This is a genomic window from Cryobacterium sp. GrIS_2_6 (assembly GCF_035984545.1).
GTDB lineage: Bacteria > Actinomycetota > Actinomycetes > Actinomycetales > Microbacteriaceae > Cryobacterium.
The window spans coordinates 3,795,133-3,813,114 of sequence record NZ_JAXCHP010000001.1 but is presented as its reverse complement, the minus strand read 5'-3'; the positions used below and the strand labels follow the sequence as shown (position 1 = coordinate 3,813,114).

Sequence of the window (17,982 nt, the reverse complement as noted above, 5' to 3'; positions counted from 1 at the left end):
ATTCTGGCTCACGCGCGGGTGCCGTGGCCGACACGCTCACGCCGGACGCGTTATCGACGGCGTGCCGTCAGGACCTTCTGAAGGACGATGAAGACGAGGAGGAGCCCACCGATGAAGATCCGGGTCCACCACGAGCTGAGGGTGCCTTCGAAGGTGATGATCGTCTGGATCGTCCCGAGCACGAGCACGCCGAGCACAGAGCCGAGCACGAAGCCGTAACCACCCGTGAGCAGGGTCCCGCCGATCACGACCGCGGCGATCGCGTCGAGTTCGGTTCCGACCGCTGTGAGGCTGTATCCCGAAAGCGTATAGAAGGTGAAGAGCACCCCGGCAAGGCCGGAGCAGAATCCGCTGATCACGTAGACGAGCACCTTGGTCCTGGCCACCGGCAGTCCCATCAGCATGCCGGACTGTTCCCCGCCGCCGATCGCGTAGACGGTGCGCCCCAGGCGGGAGTAGTGCAGCACGAGGAACGCGACCAGGACCACAAGAAGGGCGATCACGACGCTCGCCGTGATGCTCATGCGAGCGCCGAACGAGATCCTGGTCTGCGCGAGGCTGACGAAGACCGGATCGGTGATGGAGATCGAGTCCTTGCTGATCACGTAGCAGAGCCCTCTGGCGAGGAACATCGCGGCGAGGGTCGCGATGAACGGCTGGATCTTGAAGACGTGGACCATGAGCCCGACCAGGAGTCCGAGCACCGATGTCAGCACGAGGATGAGCGGGATCACGACCGCGGCCGACCAGCCGGACTGGAGCAGGCTCGCGGCGATCATGGTCGACAGGGCGAGGACGGCCCCGACCGACAGGTCGATGCCCCCGGTCAGGATCACGAACGTCATCCCGACCGCCAGCACGATCAGGTAGGCGTTGTCGACGAACAGGTTGAGGATCACGGGCCCGGAAACGAAGCCGCGATAGCGGCTGCCGCCGATCGCAAAGATGGCGATGAGCAGCACGAGGGTCACGAGGACGGGGCCGTACTTCGGGCTCGTGAACGCTGACGAGACCCGGCCGAGCAGCCGGCGGCCCGCGTCGACGGGCGCGGAGGAGGTGTCGATGCTCATGAGACGGACGCCCTTTCGGCGATTCGGGTGCCCGGACGTCCCCGGCCGAGTGACCGGCGCCAGCGGCCGAACGTGGCGTTCGTCGTGGGCGACTGCAGCAGGCAGACGGCCGTCACGACCGCGGCTTTGAAGACCATAGTCGCGATGGGAGGGATACCGACCGTGTACACCGTTGTGACGAGGGTCTGGATGACGAGGGCGCCGACGAGGGTGCCGAGGAGTGAGTACCGGCCGCCTGCAAGGGAGGTTCCTCCGATCACCACCGCGAGGATCGCATCCAGTTCGATGAAGAGGCCGGTGTTGTTGGCATCGGCCGCCGTCTGGTTCGAGGTCAGGATGAGGCCGGCGATGGCGGCCGCGAATGCCGAGAAGGTGTACACGGTGATCAAGAGGCCCCGCGACCGAACGCCGGCCTGCCTGCTCGCCTCCGGATTGATTCCGACCGATTCGATCAGGAGCCCGAGGGCCGTGCGCCGGGTGAGCAGGGCGGCTGCGGCAAAGATGACGGCCGCGATGACGACGGAAACCGGGATGCCGAGCACGAAACCGGACCCGATCACCTTGAATGGAGGGCTGTTCACGGTGAGGATCTGGCCCTCCGTGATGAGCATCGCCGCGCCGCGCCCGGCGGTCATCAGGATCAGGGTCGCGATGATGGGCTGGATCCCGAGCACGGCGACCAGGAACCCGTTCCACAGGCCGAGGACGAGGGCGATCAGGAGCGCGGCGATGACGGCGACCGCGACCGTGCCGATGCTGCCCGGTTCCGGGGAACCGAGGATGATCGAGCAGGCGACGGCGCCCGCGATCGCGCACACGGCGCCCACGGAGAGGTCGATACCCCGCGTCGCGATGACGAGGGTCATCCCGACCGCGATGATGAGGGTCGGTGCGCCGTTGCGGGCGATGTCCACGAGGCTGCCGAAGAGGTGCCCGTTCTTGACCTCGAGGCTGAAGAACCCGGGGAAGGCCACAAGGTTGATGGTGAACAGTACGAGCAGCATCACCACCGGCCAGAACAACCGGCTCGAGAACATCCGGTTCAGGTTCATCGCGCCACCGCCGTCAGTTCGCCGTCGGCGATGATGGCCAGGAGGCTGTCAACGGTCAGGTCGTCATTGACGATGTCGGCGACGAGCCTGCGATCCCTCATGATCGCGATCCTGCTGCTGAGGCGCAGCACCTCCTCGAGTTCAGCCGAAATGAACAGCACCGACATCCCGTTTTCGGCGAGGTTGACCACGAGTTTCTGGATCTCGGCCTTCGCGCCCACATCGATGCCCCTGGTGGGTTCGTCGAGGATCAGCAGCCGCGGCGCGACGGCGAGCCACCTGGCCAGCAATACCTTCTGCTGGTTGCCTCCAGAGAGGTTCCTGACGATGGCGTCCGGGTTGGCCGGCCGGATGTTCAGAGCCTGGATGTAACTGCCCGCGAGCTCGTCGCGGCGCTTCCGCGAGATCGGATGGAACCAGCCGCGGTCGGCCTGCAGAGCGAGCACGATGTTGTCCCGCACGGTGAGGTCTTCGACGATACCCTCTGAGCGCCGGTTCTCCGAGGAGTACGCGACTCCCCGCGCGAGCGCCGAACGTGGCGTTCGGAACCGGTGCGGCGTGCCGTCGATCACCAGTTCCCCGGAGTCCGGTCGGTCGATGCCGGAGAGGATCCTGGCGAGCTCGGTGCGCCCGGAGCCGAGGAGACCGGCGAGCCCGACAACCTCGCCGGTGTAGATCCGGAGGTCGACCGGCGCGATGGACCCCTTGCGCCCGAGCGCCGTCGCGGCCAGAAGGGGCACTTCGTCGTCTTCCCCTCCGCCCGGTTCGACGATCCGCCGCTCGAGGGCGTCGAGGATCGCGAGTTCCTTCCCGATCATCTTCTGCACGAGGTCGAGGCGCAGGATCTCTGCCGTGCGGTATTCGCCGACGAGTTTGCCGTTTCGAAGAACCGTGAGGCGATCGGAGATCTCATAGACCTGGTCGAGGAAGTGGGACACGAAGAGAATCGCGACGCCCTCGGCTTTGAGCTCGCGGATCACCCGGAAGAGTTCGGCGACCTCGTCGGCGTCGAGGCTCGACGTCGGCTCGTCGAGGATCAGAACCTTCGCGTTGACGTCGATGGCCCTGGCGATCGCGACGAGCTGCTGGACAGCGAGCGAGTGCGAACCGAGCAGTGAACCGGGATCGATGTCGAGGTGCAGGCCGCGGAGGTGTTCCACAGCCCGACGCCGGGTGGCCCGCCAATCGATGCCGCCGAACCGGCGCGGTTCCCGGCCGAGCATGATGTTCTCAGCGACGCTCAGGTTTCCGAGCAGGTTCACCTCCTGATAGACGGTGCTGATCCCGGCGTTCTGGGCCTGGGCGGGGCCCGCGAACGAGACTCGGTTGCCGGCGAGCAGGATCTCGCCGCTGTCGGCCGGGCCGCTGTCGATCGCATAGACACCGGTCAGCGCCTTGATCAGGGTCGACTTGCCTGCACCATTCTCCCCGAGCAGCGAGTGCACCTCGCCGGGGAACATCCGGAAGTTCACACCGTCGAGGGCCTTGACGCCGGGGAAGGAGATCGAGATGTTCGTCATCTCGACGACGGGGGCCTGTGCGTTCATTCACGTTCTCTCTTCATCGTCGTGTGCACGCGGATGCCGGTTCCCGGCGGCAGGGATCGGCCGGCCGCATGGCCTGCCGAGCGCTGCCGCCGGAGACCGGCGAAGCGGTACCGGATTCGCTCAGTACTGACGGGTGGGAAGTGCGGCAGTCGCCTGCTCCTGGGTGAAGGTCGTCTCCTCCGTCAGGATGCGCTTCTCGACGCTCTCCCCCGCGACGACCTTCTTGACGATGTCGACCAGCTGCTTGCCGAGGAGCGGTGAGCACTCGACGATGAAGTTGATCTTGCCGTCGGAGAGAGCCTGCATGCCGTCCTTCACCGCGTCGATGGTGACGATCTTGATGTCCTTCCCCGGCACCTTCCCTGCGGCTTCGACGGCCTCTATCGCGCCGAGGCCCATGTCGTCGTTGTGGGCGAAGATCAGGGTGGCGTCCGGGTTGGACTTCAGGAGCGCCTCGGTGACCTGCTTTCCGCCCGCCCTCGTGAAGTCGCCGGTCTGCGATGCGACGATCTGGAACTTCGGATCGGCCTTGATGACGTCGGCGAAGCCCTCCGCACGGTCGATGGCGGGAGCCGCGCCCGTCGTGCCCTCGAGTTGGATGATCTTGACGGGATCGGTCTGGTTCTTGTACTCGTCGACGACCCATTGGCCGGCCTTCTCGCCTTCCTTGATGAAGTCGGAACCGAGGAAGCTCACGTAGAGGCTGTCGTCCTTCGAGTCGACGGCACGGTCCGTGAGGACGACGGGAATCCCGGCGTCCTTCGCCTCCTTCAGGACCGCGTCCCAGCCGGTCTCGACGACGGGAGAGAACGCGATGACGTCGACGCCCTGGGTGATGTATGAGCGGATGGCCTTGATCTGGTTCTCCTGCTTCTGTTGCGCGTCCGAGAACTTGAGCTGCATTCCCGACGCGGCGAACGCACCCTGGATGTCCTTGGTGTTCGCGGTCCGCCAGCCGCTCTCCGCGCCGACCTGGGCGAAGCCGACGACGATGTCGCCCGGCGCCTTCGCAGGGCCCGTCGAGCTGGTGTCTGCGGCAGTGGAACATCCCGTGAGGGCCAGGAGAAAGGCGCCGACGGCGACCGCTCCGATCATCTTCCTGATCATGTGACTAAACCTCCTTGTTTAGCGTCCCGGCGGAACATTCTGCTGCGTGTCTCGGTGCCGGGCGACCAGGTCGTTCTGGTCGATGTCGAAATGTTAGCGCTCACAAGCGCACGTTGACAAGCCCTCCCGATATCTTTTCGATCTCTTTTGCAGTGGGGATCACCGGCATCCGCGCAACGATTGTGAACGCTCATAACCAGGCCTCTCACGCAGGCAGAGCCGACCCCTGGCAGGGGCCGGCTCCGCCGGATGATGCGATATCTGTTACTGGGTGAGGGGCGCGAGCTTGGGATCGTTCGCGTAGGCCTCTGCCGCGTTCGCCTTCGTCACGATAACCGGAGGCAACAGGTAGGCGGGAACGATCTTGACGCCGTTGTCGTAGGACTTGGTGTCGTTCACGTCGACGGTCTCCCCCTTCTGCAACGCCTGGGCCATCTTGATCGCCTGGGCGACGAGCAGGCGGGTGTCCTTGTTGATCGTCGAGTACTGCTCACCGGCCATGATCGACTTGACCGACTCGACCTCGGAGTCCTGGCCGGTCACGATCGGGATGGGCTTGCCTGCTGCCTTCACCGACGTGATGATCGCCCGCGCGAGGGTGTCGTTCGGGGAAAGCACGCCGTCGAGGGCCTTGTCCCCGTAGGTGCTGGTCAGGAGCGAGTCCATCCGGCTCTGCGCGTTCTCGGCCTTCCAGCCGGCGGTCGCCGTCTGCTTGATGTCGGTCTGGCCTGAAGCGACGACGAGGGTGCCGTCGTCGATCTTCGGCTGGAGGATGCTCATCGCGCCGTTGAAGAAGACCGCGGAGTTGGCATCGTCGGAGGAACCGGAGAAGAGCTCGATGTTGTACGGCCCGGCCGCCTTCCGGGAGGCGAGCCCATCGAGGAGGGCCTGGCCCTGGAGCTCACCGACCTTGAAGTTGTCGTACGCCACGTAGTAGTCCACGTCCGGCGTGTTGAGGATCAGCCGGTCGTAGGCGATGACCGTCGCACCCGCGTCCTTCGCCGCCTTCACCTGGGTGCCGAGCTGGCCGCCGTCTGCCGCGCCGATGATGATGACCTTGGCGCCGTTGGTGACCATCGCCGAGATCTGGTCCTGCTGGTCTTTGACCGTCGTCGAGGCGCCGGCGTACTGCACGTCGCCTTTGAACCCGGCCGTCTTGAGGCCGTCTTCGAAGAGGCCTCCGGCGAGGACCCAGTTCTCCGAGGTCTTCGAGGGAAGCGCGACGCCGATCACCGAGTCCGCCGGGAATCCGGCGGCCGCTGTGGAACCGCCCGTGGTGTCGGTGCGGGTGGAACACCCGGAGAGTGCCATCAGGGCTACGGCTGCGAGCGCTGTAGTCGCGAGGAGTTTTCGCATGTTCGATCGCTTTCTACTCAATGTGGTGGAGCAGGGATTGTGATGTGCAGGGTGTGGAGCGAGATCGGGAGAGGTCATGCGGATACCGCGGCTCAGGAGGGCATGCTCGCCGGCGGCCAGGCCGTGTCCGGCGTTCCCGAGTCGGGGACGACCATCGGCGGTTCATCCGGAGCCGGGGTGGTCTTCCGGTTCCGGGTCATGAACCCGAGGATCGACGGCCGGCCCTGTTTCTTGTTCCAGACATCCACCCCCACGGCGAGGAGAAGCACGAGACCCTTGATGATCTGCACCCGGTCGCTTCCGACGCCGAGGAGCTGGAGCCCGTTGTTGAGCACGGCCATCACGAGACCGCCGATGATGGAGCCCGTGACCGTTCCGATTCCGCCGGAGACCGCCGCGCCGCCGATGAAGACGGCCGCGATGGCGTCGAGCTCCCAGCTCAGCCCGTCCTGCGGTCCGGAAGCGACCGAGCGGGCGACGAAGATCATGCCGGCGAGGGCGGCCAGGATCGACATGTTCATCATCACGAGGAAGTTGATCCGGCGGGACTTGACGCCGGAGAGTTCGGCGGCGAGCTTGTTACCACCGACCGCGTAGACGTGACGGCCGAAGATCGTGTTCCGGGTGATGAACGAGTACACGAGCACGAGCACCCCGAGGATGATGCCGGAGACCGGGAAGCTCGTTCCGGTGCGGCCGCCCGCGAAGAGGAAGGTCGCGTAGACCACGACCGCGTTGAGCAGCACGACCTTGACGACGCTCGCCCAGAGCGGGGACGGCGTCGAACCCATGATCCGCTGCACGCGGCGCGCCCGGATCTCCCGCCAGACCACGGCGATCACGATGATGAGCCCGAGCAGGAGGGTGAGGTTGTTGTACCCGGTGTACGGCCCCACCTCCGGAAGATACCCGGAACCGATGGTGGTGAAGCCGGCGGGAACCGGAACCGTGTTCGCGTTGCCGATCAGCTGGTTGCCGCCGCGGAAGATGAGCATGCCGGCGAGGGTGACGATGAAGGCCGGCACGCCGACGAAGGCGACCCACCAGCCCTGCCAGGCCCCGATCAGCATCCCGACGAGGAGACCGAGGAGGATAGCGAGCGGCCAGGGCAGGTTCCAGTCGTGCATCGACGTCGCGACGACGATGCCCACAAAGGCGGCGACCGACCCGACGGACAGGTCGATGTGCCCGGCGATGATCACGATCACCATCCCGATGGCGAGGATCAGGATGTACGAGTACTGGCTGACGAGGTTGATCAGGTTGCCAGAGGACAGGGTCAGGCCGTTGGTGAGGTACTGGAAGAGCAGGATGATCGCGATCAGGCTGAACAGGATGCCGAACTGACGCAGGTTCCCCCCGCCGAACAGCTTCCGCGCGCTGCGCGCCTCGCTCGTGGTCGTGGTCTCGGTAGTCATCAGCTGCGAACCTTCTTTCTGGCACTCGTCATGCTCTTCATCAGGGTCTCCGGGTCGGCATCCGCAGCGGGGATGCAGTCCGTGATCGCACCCTCGAAGACCGTGTAGATGCGGTCGGCGAGCCCCAGGAGCTCAGGGAGTTCCGAGGAGATCAGGATGACGCCCTTCCCTTGCGCCGCGAGGTTCTGGATGATGCCGTAGATCTCGTACTTGGCGCCGACGTCGATGCCCCGGGTGGGTTCGTCGAGGATGAGCAGGTCGGGGTCCGTGAACATCCACTTGGCGAGGACGACCTTCTGCTGGTTGCCGCCGGAGAGCTTGCTGACCCCGGAATCGACAGTCGGCGTCTTGATGCGGAGGCTCGTGCGATAGCCCTCCGCGATCGAGTACTCCTTGCCGTCGTTGACGACGGGACCGGCCGAGATCTTGGCGAGCTTCGCGGACACGATCGAGCGCTTCACGTCGTCGAGCAGGTTGAGGCCGAGTGCCTTGCGGTCTTCACTCACATAGGCGAGCCCGTGGTCGATGGCCTCTGCGACGTTCCTCAGTTCGATCTCCGTGCCGTCCTTGAACATCCGCCCGGAGAGGAAGGTACCGTAGGACCGGCCGAAAATGCTCATCGCGAGCTCGGTGCGGCCGGCTCCCATGAGTCCGGCGATGCCGACGATCTCCCCGCGGCGCACGGTGAGGCTCGAGTTCTTGACCACCATCCGTTCCGTGACCTGCGGATGCTGCACGTTCCAGTCCCTGACCTCGAAGAACACCTCTCCGATTCTCGGGACATGGTCAGGGAAGCGGCTCTCGAGGCTCCTGCCGACCATGCCGCGGATGATGCGGTCCTCGTTGACCCCGTCCCGCACCACGTCGAGGGTCTCGATCGTCTTCCCGTCACGGATGATCGTGATGGAGTCTGCGACCTGTTCGATCTCGTTGAGCTTGTGGGAGATCATGATCGACGTGATTCCCTTGCCCTTGAGGCCCCGGATCAAGTCGAGCAGGTGTTGCGAGTCCGCTTCGTTGAGCGCCGCGGTCGGCTCGTCGAGGATCAGGAGCTTGACCGACTTGCTGAGCGCCTTGGCGATCTCCACGAGTTGCTGCTTGCCGACGCCGATGTTCTTGATCAGGGTGTCCGGATCCTCGCGGAGCCCGACCCGCGCGAGCAGTTCGAGGGCGGTCTTCTTGGCCGTGATCCAGTCGATCGCGCCCCACCGGGTCGGCTCGTTGCCGAGGAAGATGTTCTCGGTGATGGACAGCTCGGGGATGAGCGCGAGTTCCTGGTGGATGATCGCGATCCCGGCTTCCTCGCTCGAGCGGATGTCCCGGAAATGCACGGTCCTGCCCTGGTAGACGATGTCGCCGTCATATGTCCCGTACGGGTACACCCCGGAAAGCACTTTCATGAGGGTGGACTTGCCCGCGCCGTTCTCACCGCAGATGGCGTGGATCTCCCCGGCCTTCACGGTGAGGGACACGTCGGACAGGGCCTTGACCCCGGGGAACTCCTTCGTGATCGATCGCATTTCCAGAATGACCGGGCCGTCCGTCCGGACGGGTTCGTCGTTCATGACGTGCTGGGTGGACATCATTGTGCTCCTTGCGCCAGATGCCACAGATAGTAACCGGCAGTGGCCGCGAGCAACAGGCTCCCTGCCGCACGTCCGTGTCACGCTTGGGTAACGGCCGGTCGGATACACAAAAGGCAGATCGCAGGCGCAAAAAAAAGCGGGCCGGTCGTCCGAAGACGACCGGCCCGCTCTCGCGTACTGGTGCGGGTCAGCGACCGCCGGAGCGACGCTTGTTGTAGACGTCGAACGCGACGGCACCGAGCAGCACCAGGCCCTTGATGAGCTGCTGGTACTCCGTTCCGACACCGAGGATCGACATGCCGTTGTTCAGCAGCCCGATGATGAAACCACCGATGATGGCGCCGGTGACGGTACCGATACCACCGGTGACCGCGGCTCCTCCGATGAAGACGGCGGCGATGGCGTCGAGTTCGAAGCCGTCACCGGCCTTCGGGTTGGCGAGGTTGAGCTGGGCGGTGAAGACGAGCCCAGCGAGTGCCGAGATGACGCCCATGTTCACGAAGAGCATGAAGGTGACGCGCTTGGTCTTGATGCCCGACAGTGCCGCGGCGTTCAGGTTGCCGCCGATGGCGTAGATGTGGCGGCCGAAGACGCTGTTCGACATCACGGATGCGTAGACGACGATCAGGACGCCGAGGACGATGAGCACGATAGGCGTGCCGCGGTAGCTCGCGAGCAGGTACGTGATCCCGATGATCATGGCCGCCGTGAACACCAGCTTGGTGAGGAACCACGCGAACGGCTCGTCCTCGACGTCGTACTTCGCGCGGGCACGGCGCTGGCGGATGCCCTGGAGCACGAGGAAGAGCGTCGCAATGATGCCGATACCGAGGGTCAGCGGTTCGACAGCGCTGGTTCCGCCGCCGAGGTCGGGGAGGAACCCGCTGCCGAGGGCACGGAATTCGTCGGGGAACGGCGAGATCTGCTTGTTCTGCAGGGCGATCTGGGTGAGCCCACGGAAGGTGAGCATTCCCGCCAGCGTGACGATGAAGGCCGGTATCCCGAAGTAGGCGATCCAGAAGCCCTGCCACATTCCCACAAGGGCACCGACGCCGAGACAGAGAATGATCGCGAGCCACCACGGCACATTCCACTGCGTGATCATCACGCCGGACATGGCACCGACGAAGGCGACGACCGAACCGACCGAGAGGTCGATGTGGCCGGCGATGATGACCATGACCATGCCGACGGCGAGAATCAGGATGTAGCTGTTCTGCACGATCAGGTTGGTGACGTTGATCGGCTTCAGGGTGATGCCGTTGGTGGCCACCTGGAAGAAGATCACGATCGCGATCAGGGCGATGAACAGGCCGATTTGCCGCAGCTGGCCGGCGAGGTAATTAAGTGAAGATCTGAACACGCTCATCGCTTGTCCTTGTCCCTTTCCTGGGTCATGTTTTGCATAAGGAATTCAGCCGTCGTCTGCCCGCGGGCGACGTCCGCCGTGATCCGGCCTTCGAAGATGGTGTAGATCCGGTCGCAGATGCCGATCAGTTCCGGCAGTTCGGAGGAGATCACGATGACGCCCTTGCCTGCGTCGGCGAGGCGGTTGATGATCCCGTAGATCTCATACTTGGCGCCAACGTCGATGCCGCGGGTGGGTTCGTCGAGGATGAGGACATCCGGGTCGGAGAACATCCACTTGGACAGCACGACCTTCTGCTGGTTTCCGCCGGAGAGCTTCCCGGCGAGGGCCTCTACGGTCGGAGCCTTGATGTTCATGCTCTTGCGGTAGCCCTCTGCGACGACGATCTCCTGGTTGGAGTCCACCCAGCCGCGCTTGGCGATCTTGTGCATGCCCACCGTGGAGATGTTGCGCTTGATGTCCTCGATCAGGTTGAGGCCATACCGCTTGCGATCCTCGGTTGCGTATGCGAGGCCGTGCTCGATGGCGTTCGCTACCGTGCTCGTGTTGATCTTGACGCCGTTCTTGTAGACGGTGCCCGAGATGTTGTGCCCATAGCTGTGGCCGAACACGCTCATCGCGAGCTCGGTCCGGCCCGCGCCCATCAGCCCGGCGATGCCGACGATCTCGCCGGCCCTGACGGTGATGTTCGCGTCCTTGACGACCCGGCGCTGGTGGTCGAGCGGGTGGTAGACGTTCCAGTCTTCGACCCGGAGGAGTTCCTCGCCGATGTTCGGCGTGTGGTCGGGGTAGCGGCTGCCGAGGTCCCGGCCGACCATGCCCTTGATGATGCGCTCCTCGGAGATGTCATCGGTGTGCATGTCGAGCGTCTCGATGAGCTTGCCGTCACGGATGATGGTGACCTCATCGGCGATGGCCTTGATCTCGTTCAGCTTGTGGCTGATCATGATCGAGGTGACGCCCTGGCCCTTCAGGTGCTTCATCAGGTCGAGCAGGTGCGCGGAGTCCTCGTCATTGAGTGCTGCGGTCGGCTCGTCCAGGATCAGGAGTTTGACCTCCTTGGACAGGGCCTTCGCGATTTCCACGAGCTGCTGCTTGCCGACGCCGATGTCGCGGATCTTAGTGATCGGGTTGTCCTTGAGACCGACCCTGGCGAGCAGCTTGGCCGCCTCCATATTGGTCTTGTTCCAGTCGATCCAGCCGTTGTTCTGCTGCTCGTTGCCGAGGAAGATGTTCTCGGCAATGGAGAGGAACGGGCTCAGCGCCAGCTCCTGGTGGATGATCACGATGCCTGAGGCCTCGGAGTCATTGATGGATTTAAAGGCGACCGGCTCATTTTCGAAGACGATCTCGCCCTCGTAGGTGCCGTGCGGGTAGACGCCGGAGAGCACCTTCATCAAGGTGGACTTTCCTGCACCGTTTTCACCGCAAATCGCGTGGATGTGGCCTCGCTTCACCGCGAGGGAAACGTCCTGGAGGGCTTTCACTCCGGGAAAGGTTTTCGTGATGCTGCGCATCTCGAGAATATTCGTTGTCACCGTTACTTCTTCTTCCGGTGGAGAGAGGGTGGGTGGTGGTTGTGGTGCTGGTGCTTTCGGTGCTTTCGGTGCTGGCAGTGCTGGCAGTGCTGGCAGTGCTGGCAGTGCTGGCAGTGCTGGCAGTGCTGGCAGTGCTGGCAGTGCTGGCAGTGGCGGCGGGGTGACCCGCCGCCACTGCCGGTGGAGAGAAGAACCTACTTGAGGTCGGCCTCGGTGTAGTAACCGGTGTCGACGAGCAGGGCCTTGTAGTTGTCCTTGGTAACGACCTGAGGAGCGAACAGGAAGGTCGGGACGACCTTGACCTTGTTGTTGTAGCTCTTCGTGTCGTTGACCTCGGGGGTCTTGCCGTTGAGCAGGTCGTCAGCCATCTTCACGGCCTCGTCGCCGAGCTGGCGCGTGTCCTTGTAAATGGAGGAGTACTGCTGGCTGGCGATGATCGACTTGACCGAAGCGGCCTCGGAGTCCTGACCGGTGATGATCGGGAGCTTGTCGGTCGCGTAGCCCGAGCTCGTCAGAGCCGAGATGATGCCGATGGAGAGACCGTCATACGGGGAGAGCACGCCGTCGACCTTGGAGCCGTCGGAGTAGGTGCTCGCGATGAGGTTCTGCATCCGCTTCTGGGCGGTCGCCGGGTCCCAACGCAGGGTGGCCACCTGGGTGAAGCTGACCTGGCCGCTCTTGACCACGATGACGCCCTTGTCGATGTACGGCTGCAGGATCGACATGGCGCCGTTGAAGAAGAACGTGGCGTTGTTGTCGTCGGGGCTGCCACCGAAGAGCTCGACGTTGAACGGGCCGGTCTTGCCGGTGTCCTTGCCGTCCTTGTCCACCACGCCGAGTCCGGTGAGCAGGCTCGTGGCCTGCAGCACGCCGACCTCGTTGTTGTCGAAGGTGGTGTAGTAGTCGACGTTCTTGTTGCCGTTGATCAGGCGGTCGTACGCGATGACCTTGACGCCGGCCGCTGCGGCCTGGTCAAGCTGGTCGCTGAGCGCGGTGCCGTCGATCGACGCGATGATGAGGATCTTCGCGCCCTTCGTCAGCATGTTGCTGATCTGCTGGACCTGGGTGGGGATCTTGTCTTCGCCGTATTCGAGGTCGACCTTGTAGCCGAGCTTCTCGAGGGAGGCCTTGACAGCGTCGCCGTCCTTGATCCAGCGCTCGCTGGACTTGGTGGGCATTGCGACGCCGACAAGTGCGCCGGCGTTGGCGCCCGCCGCAGCGGTGGTGGTGGCTGTGTCGCCACGTCCGCCTGAGCAGGCAGCGAGGGAGAGTGCGAGTCCAATGGCAGCGATGCCTGCGAGGACCTTACTTGTCTTCACTGAATTACCTTTCGTGGATCTGTTATCAACTCTGATGGCAGTTGTATTGGTGCTGCTATGTGATTACAGGCCTTGTGCCAGTGGGTAGTAGGCCTGGTTCCAACGCACCTCGCGGGTGAAATCCCGCAGGGTGGTGGTCTTATCGATCACGAGAAGCTCGGTGCGAGCAATCTCGGCGAAATCGTGGAACACCTCGATGCCGACGGCTGTCGACATCACGGTGTGGTGGGCGGCGCCTGCGGTGAGGCAGGCTGCGGCGGAGGTGGAGACTTCGAAGCGCTCGAGAGTGGTCGAAAACGCGGGCATTACTCCAGTGCTCCTTGCGGCGCTTGTCCGTAGACGTTCTGATAGCGGTTGTAGAGGGAGTCGATCGCGGCCTGCGGGATCGGGATGAGCTCGCCGCCCTGGCGGGCGATGTGCACGGTGCGGGCGACGTCTTCGACCATGACCGCGGCCTTGACCGCGTCCCTGGCGTCCTTGCCGATCGTGAACGGGCCGTGGTTCTGCATCAGGACGGCCCGGGACCGGTGTCCTGTGAGCGCCGCGACGATGCCGCGGCCGATCGTGTCGTCACCGATGATCGCGAAGGTGCCGATCGGGATCGGGCCGCCGAACTCGTCGGCCATCGCCGTGATCACGCAGGGGATTTCCTCACCGCGGGCGGCCCAGGCGGTCGCGTAGGTGGAGTGCGTGTGCACGACACCGCCGATCTCGGGCATGTTGCGGTAGACGTAGGCGTGGGCGGCGGTGTCGCTCGACGGGGAACGGTCCGAGCCGGGGGTGCCGGGGATCACGGCGCCGTCGAGGTCGCACAGGATCATGTTCTCCGGGGCGAGGTCGGCGTAGTCGACGCCGCTCGGCTTGATCACGAAAAGGTCTGCGCCCGGAACGCGGCCGGAGACGTTGCCGCCGGTCCAGACCACCAGGCCGTTGCGGGTGAGTTCGGCGTGGAGGTCGGCGACATCGGAGCGGATACGGGCGATCGCGACCTCGATCTGGGGTCCGTAGGTGCTCATGCGAACGCCACCGCACCGGTGGAGATGCCCGCATCGCGCGTGAGGGAGTTCGGTCGGCGATCGCCTCCGATGACAGAGATCTCGGCGGATGCGTCGGCTGCGGGCGCGGCCTGTGCGTTCTCGATCACGAAATTCGACTCCTTTGTCATGCGGTGCTGAGGCCGTGGCCGTCTGCGTACTCACGTGCGTAATTACTTTGTCACGAAATGTGAACGGTCACAATCGCTGTGCTCACATTACGCCCGCAGTGGGCGTCCTTGTCAAGTCAGGGCGAAAAGTGGCTGGTTGCGTTTTGGTAACCTCCCGAAACGCGCCGGATTCAGAAGGCGGGGGGCCCTGTGGAGCCCCGGACGATGAGCTCGGGAATGATCGCTGCAGGGAACTTGTCCGGGTCCTCTCCGGCGATGGTGCCGAGCAGGAGGGCGATGCACCGGCGGCCCAGTTCCGCGAAATCCTGGCGCACGGTCGTGAGCGGCGGCCAGAAGTGTGCTGCCTCCGGAATGTCGTCGAACCCGACGATGCTCACGTCCCGCGGGATGTCGAGCCCCGCGTCCCTGACCGCGTGCATGATCCCGAGCGCCATCTGGTCGTTCGAGGAGAAGATCGCGGTGAAGTCGCGTTGCCGCAAGAGTTCGCGCCCGGCGTGATAGCCGAAGTCCGCCGTCCAGTCCCCGAGGATCGGGGCGGTCGTCGGCACGTCCATCGCCCCCATTTCCTCCAGGAATCCGCGCATCCGCGCCTCGGCCTCGATCCAGTCCTGCGGCCCCGCGAGGTGGAAGATGCGCCGGTGCCCGAGGTCGATGAGGTGCCGTGTGGCCAGTCGTGCACCGTGGATCTGGTCGACGGAGAGCGCGTGGTCATTGGGCCGCCCCGTCGACTGGAGTGTGACATACGGCACCTCGATCGAGAGCTGTTCGAGGACGTCGAAGACGCGGACCTGGGGTGCGATGACCACGATCCCCTCGACCGACTGGTACATCAGGTGGTCGAGTGCCGCTTCGATCGAGACAGTGTCGACCGAGGTCAGGTTCGCGGTGTTGACGTAATAGCCCGCCTCCCGCGCCGCATCCTGGATCGCGGCGATGCTGCTCGCGGGGCCGTACTGAGCCCCAGAAGCCGACAGCACGCCAATGGTGCGCGATCGCCCCCTCGACAGCGCCCTGGCCGCCCGGTTGGGCCGGTATTGGAGCTCCTCGATCACCTGCAGCACGCGGGCCCTGGTCGAGTCCCGGATGCTCGGGTGATTGTTGAGGACTCGCGACACGGTCTGATGCGAGACTCCGGCGAGGCGTGCGACGTCCCGGATGCTGGGAGCCCGGCCAGTGGGCAGTTCGGCAGTCATCGGGGCCTCGTCTATGAGCACGGTCACAAAAAAAACTTGCACCCCCAGTATGCACCGCCGGGGAGTCGCGATGTGACCGTCACATGGCCGGAATGCGGCCTCAGCTGGCGGGGCAGGGCACCCGCGCGAATGCCCGCACCGGAAAGGTGCCGAAGCCCTCGATCTTCGGAGGCACCGCCGAGAACGTCCCGCCGGAGGCCGGTACGTCCCCCAGCCCGGTGAGGTGCTCGACGACGTGGATGCCGGCAGCGAACAGGGCCGAATGGGCGGGCCGCTCCCCACTCCCCTCGGTGTCGTCGATGTTGAGCGAGTCGATCCCGACGAGGGCCACCCCGGCACCGACGAGGAACTTGACGGCAACGTCGGTCAGGAAGGGAGCGCCCGCCGTGTACTCCGGGGTGCCGAAGTGGCGGTCCCAGCCGGTGTGGATGAGCACGGCCGAACCGGCCAAGTCTGAGCCGCGCTCGGCGAATGCCGCTGCGGGAATGCCACGGGTCGCAGCATCAGTCAGATGGAATACCTCGGCGGGGAGGTCGACGAGGGTAATGAGGTCGAGGCCGGCGAGATCCGTTCCACCCTCGTAGCGGTGGTACGGACTGTCGAGGTAGGTGCCCGTGTTGCCGATCAGGGTGATCACGTCCATGGTGAATTCGGTGCCTGGCGCGTAGGCCGAGCGCGAGGCCGCACGGGTGAGGAAGGGCTCGATCACGGGAGCCGGCAGCCCCGGGTACGTAACGAGGCCCGCCCGGATGGTGTGGCTGAGATCGATCAGGCGGGCACGGGCAACGCTCATGTGTTCTCCTGGGCGGTTCGGGCTGGGCGGGGACGTGTTGAGCGGGCACTTCCGCGCGAATGTTCGGGTGTGCGCGAGCGCAGGGGGTTCGTTCGGCGCTTCTTGACCCGGTCGATGACGACGGCGACGAGGGCGAGCACGGCGGGAACGAGGAGGTTCGGACCCGCGAGCACGAGCAGCGCGCCGGTGAGGGCCACGCTCACCGCTGCGAGCCACCAGCCAAGGCTGTAGCGGTCCAGGAGGCGCACGGCGGCGATCATGCCGAGGGTGTAGATCGCGACCATGGAGCTCGTGTGGATCAGGATGAAGACCGACAGGGGCAGGTGTTGCGTCACCATGATCGTGAAGTACCCACCGGTGAGTACGGCAACCACGGTGAGGCTGCGGCGCGGGACGCCGCCGGATTCGACACCGCGGGCGAGCCAGAGCGGGAGGTCGCCGTCGCGACCGAGCGAGGCGCCGAGCTTGGCGAACGCGCCCAGGTACACGTTGAGCACCCCGAGGGCGACGATCGCTGCGATCACCGCGACGGAGACCGGGCCGACGCCGCCGGGCGCCTGGGCGACGAGGGCGAGGAGGGGGACAGCGCCCGTTCCCGCAGCACCGCCGAGGACGGCTACCGTCACGTACTGCAGCGCGAGGTAGGCCGCGCCGACGACCACGAGCGCGATCGCCGTCGCCGCCGGGATGACGCGGCGGGGATTGCGGAACTCCCCCGCGATGTGGGTGCCGACCTCCCATCCGGCGAAGGCCCAGACGAATAGGCTGACGGCGGCGCCGACCCCGGTCCAGCCGTGGGTCAGGAACGGCTGGAAGTTTCCCGGTTTTGCGGCGGGGAAGGCGACGGTGACGACCCCGATGACGATGACGAGCAGCGCTCCGGTGAGGATGAGCTGCGCGGCTCCGGAGACCCGCACGCCGAGGTAGTTGGACACGAACGGTGGAACGAGGATCAGCAGGGCGATGACCGGTACGGCGGCCGGGTCCACCCCGAGGATCGCGACGACGTATTCCGCGCCGAGCATCGCGACGACCGGGGCGCCGAAGCCGACGCCGAAGAAGAACCAGTAGCCGGTCATCCGCGCCCACGTCTGGCCGAGGGCCGTTCGGACGTAGCTAGCCACGCCGCCGGGGTCCGGGTATCGGGCGGCAAGGGCCGCGAACGTGCCCGCGAGCGGGATGGACAGCACGAAGACGATCAGGACCGCGAGCAGGGAGGCCGGCCCTGCAGCAGCGGCGGCGAGTCCGGGCAGCACCAGGATCCCGGTGCCGAGGACAGCGGCGATGTACAACGCGGTGCCCTGCAGCAGGCCCAGACTCCCGGAGCCTGTGGGAACGGGGCTCGCGGGGGCATCCGTCGGCGGGGTCATGGTCCTATGCTGCCGGACGAGCATGCCCCGGCGAAATGGCAGACGTGACACACTCCGTCGAATTCCTGCCAACTCTCGTCTCACCGTCGCCCTAACCGA

General features: G+C 65.1%; 16 protein-coding genes and 1 pseudogene. 1 reads left to right on the top strand and 16 read right to left on the bottom strand.

Annotated features, from left to right (window positions below):
- Positions 1-50: 50 nt before the first annotated feature.
- From yjfF to mmsA (RCH22_RS18440), 9 genes are all read right to left on the bottom strand, one after another.
- On the bottom strand, positions 51-1,070 hold the full coding sequence (gene yjfF, locus RCH22_RS18480; protein WP_327015095.1) for a galactofuranose ABC transporter, permease protein YjfF: 1,020 nt from the start codon (positions 1,068-1,070) through the stop codon (positions 51-53).
- Positions 1,067-2,122: an ABC transporter permease gene (locus tag RCH22_RS18475; RefSeq protein WP_327015094.1), complete on the bottom strand. Its 1,056-nt coding sequence runs from the start codon at positions 2,120-2,122 to the stop codon at positions 1,067-1,069. The genes yjfF and RCH22_RS18475 overlap by 4 nt, the downstream gene beginning before the upstream one ends.
- A complete protein-coding gene (locus RCH22_RS18470; protein WP_327015093.1) occupies positions 2,119-3,669 on the bottom strand; it encodes a sugar ABC transporter ATP-binding protein in 1,551 nt (516 codons plus the stop codon). Before RCH22_RS18470 ends, RCH22_RS18475 begins: the two co-directional genes overlap by 4 nt.
- A gap of 120 nt (positions 3,670-3,789) precedes the next feature.
- Complete coding sequence (locus tag RCH22_RS18465; protein WP_327015092.1) at positions 3,790-4,776, bottom strand: ABC transporter substrate-binding protein; 987 nt, start codon at positions 4,774-4,776, stop codon at positions 3,790-3,792.
- A 264-nt stretch (positions 4,777-5,040) separates the two neighbouring features.
- Positions 5,041-6,132, bottom strand: coding sequence for a sugar-binding protein (locus tag RCH22_RS18460; RefSeq protein WP_327015091.1), 1,092 nt, complete (start codon positions 6,130-6,132; stop codon positions 5,041-5,043).
- Positions 6,133-6,224: 92 nt separating this feature from the next.
- Complete coding sequence (gene mmsB, locus RCH22_RS18455; protein ID WP_327015090.1) at positions 6,225-7,550, bottom strand: multiple monosaccharide ABC transporter permease; 1,326 nt, start codon at positions 7,548-7,550, stop codon at positions 6,225-6,227.
- Positions 7,550-9,136 carry a multiple monosaccharide ABC transporter ATP-binding protein gene (mmsA, locus tag RCH22_RS18450; protein WP_327015089.1) on the bottom strand — a complete coding sequence of 529 codons (1,587 nt, stop codon included), beginning with the start codon at positions 9,134-9,136 and terminating at the stop codon, positions 7,550-7,552. The genes mmsB (RCH22_RS18455) and mmsA (RCH22_RS18450) overlap by 1 nt, the downstream gene beginning before the upstream one ends.
- Before the next feature lie 187 nt (positions 9,137-9,323).
- A complete protein-coding gene (gene mmsB / locus RCH22_RS18445; RefSeq protein WP_327015088.1) occupies positions 9,324-10,505 on the bottom strand; it encodes a multiple monosaccharide ABC transporter permease in 1,182 nt (393 codons plus the stop codon).
- Positions 10,502-12,043 (bottom strand): multiple monosaccharide ABC transporter ATP-binding protein, encoded by a 1,542-nt coding sequence (mmsA, locus tag RCH22_RS18440; protein ID WP_327015087.1) that lies wholly within the window; start codon positions 12,041-12,043, stop codon positions 10,502-10,504. Before mmsA (RCH22_RS18440) ends, mmsB (RCH22_RS18445) begins: the two co-directional genes overlap by 4 nt.
- 32 nt (positions 12,044-12,075) lie before the next feature.
- On the opposite strand from mmsA (RCH22_RS18440), the gene RCH22_RS18435 reads away from it, so the two are divergent.
- On the top strand, positions 12,076-12,207 hold the full coding sequence (locus RCH22_RS18435) for a hypothetical protein (RefSeq protein WP_327015086.1): 132 nt from the start codon (positions 12,076-12,078) through the stop codon (positions 12,205-12,207).
- Positions 12,208-12,237: 30 nt separating this feature from the next.
- On the opposite strand, the gene chvE is transcribed toward RCH22_RS18435, so the two are convergent.
- The 7 genes and pseudogenes from chvE to RCH22_RS18400 all read right to left on the bottom strand — a co-directional run bounded on the left by chvE (position 12,238) and on the right by RCH22_RS18400 (position 17,883).
- A complete protein-coding gene (gene chvE, locus RCH22_RS18430; RefSeq protein WP_327015085.1) occupies positions 12,238-13,362 on the bottom strand; it encodes a multiple monosaccharide ABC transporter substrate-binding protein in 1,125 nt (374 codons plus the stop codon).
- A 63-nt stretch (positions 13,363-13,425) separates the two neighbouring features.
- Positions 13,426-13,635: pseudogene (locus RCH22_RS18425) on the bottom strand (L-arabinose isomerase); the annotation flags it as partial.
- Positions 13,636-13,667: 32 nt separating this feature from the next.
- Complete coding sequence (locus RCH22_RS18420; protein WP_327015084.1) at positions 13,668-14,378, bottom strand: L-ribulose-5-phosphate 4-epimerase; 711 nt, start codon at positions 14,376-14,378, stop codon at positions 13,668-13,670.
- The gene (locus RCH22_RS18415) at positions 14,375-14,506 is read right to left on the bottom strand and encodes a hypothetical protein (RefSeq protein WP_327015083.1); all 132 of its coding nucleotides are present in this window, start codon (positions 14,504-14,506) and stop codon (positions 14,375-14,377) included. The genes RCH22_RS18420 and RCH22_RS18415 overlap by 4 nt, the downstream gene beginning before the upstream one ends.
- A 191-nt stretch (positions 14,507-14,697) precedes the next feature.
- Entirely contained in the window at positions 14,698-15,720 is a 1,023-nt protein-coding gene (locus RCH22_RS18410) for a LacI family DNA-binding transcriptional regulator (RefSeq protein ID WP_327015082.1), read from the bottom strand.
- 100 nt (positions 15,721-15,820) lie between these two features.
- On the bottom strand, positions 15,821-16,513 hold the full coding sequence (locus tag RCH22_RS18405; RefSeq protein ID WP_327015081.1) for a cyclase family protein: 693 nt from the start codon (positions 16,511-16,513) through the stop codon (positions 15,821-15,823).
- Entirely contained in the window at positions 16,510-17,883 is a 1,374-nt protein-coding gene (locus RCH22_RS18400; RefSeq protein ID WP_327015080.1) for an amino acid permease, read from the bottom strand. Before RCH22_RS18400 ends, RCH22_RS18405 begins: the two co-directional genes overlap by 4 nt.
- Positions 17,884-17,982: the final 99 nt, after the last annotated feature.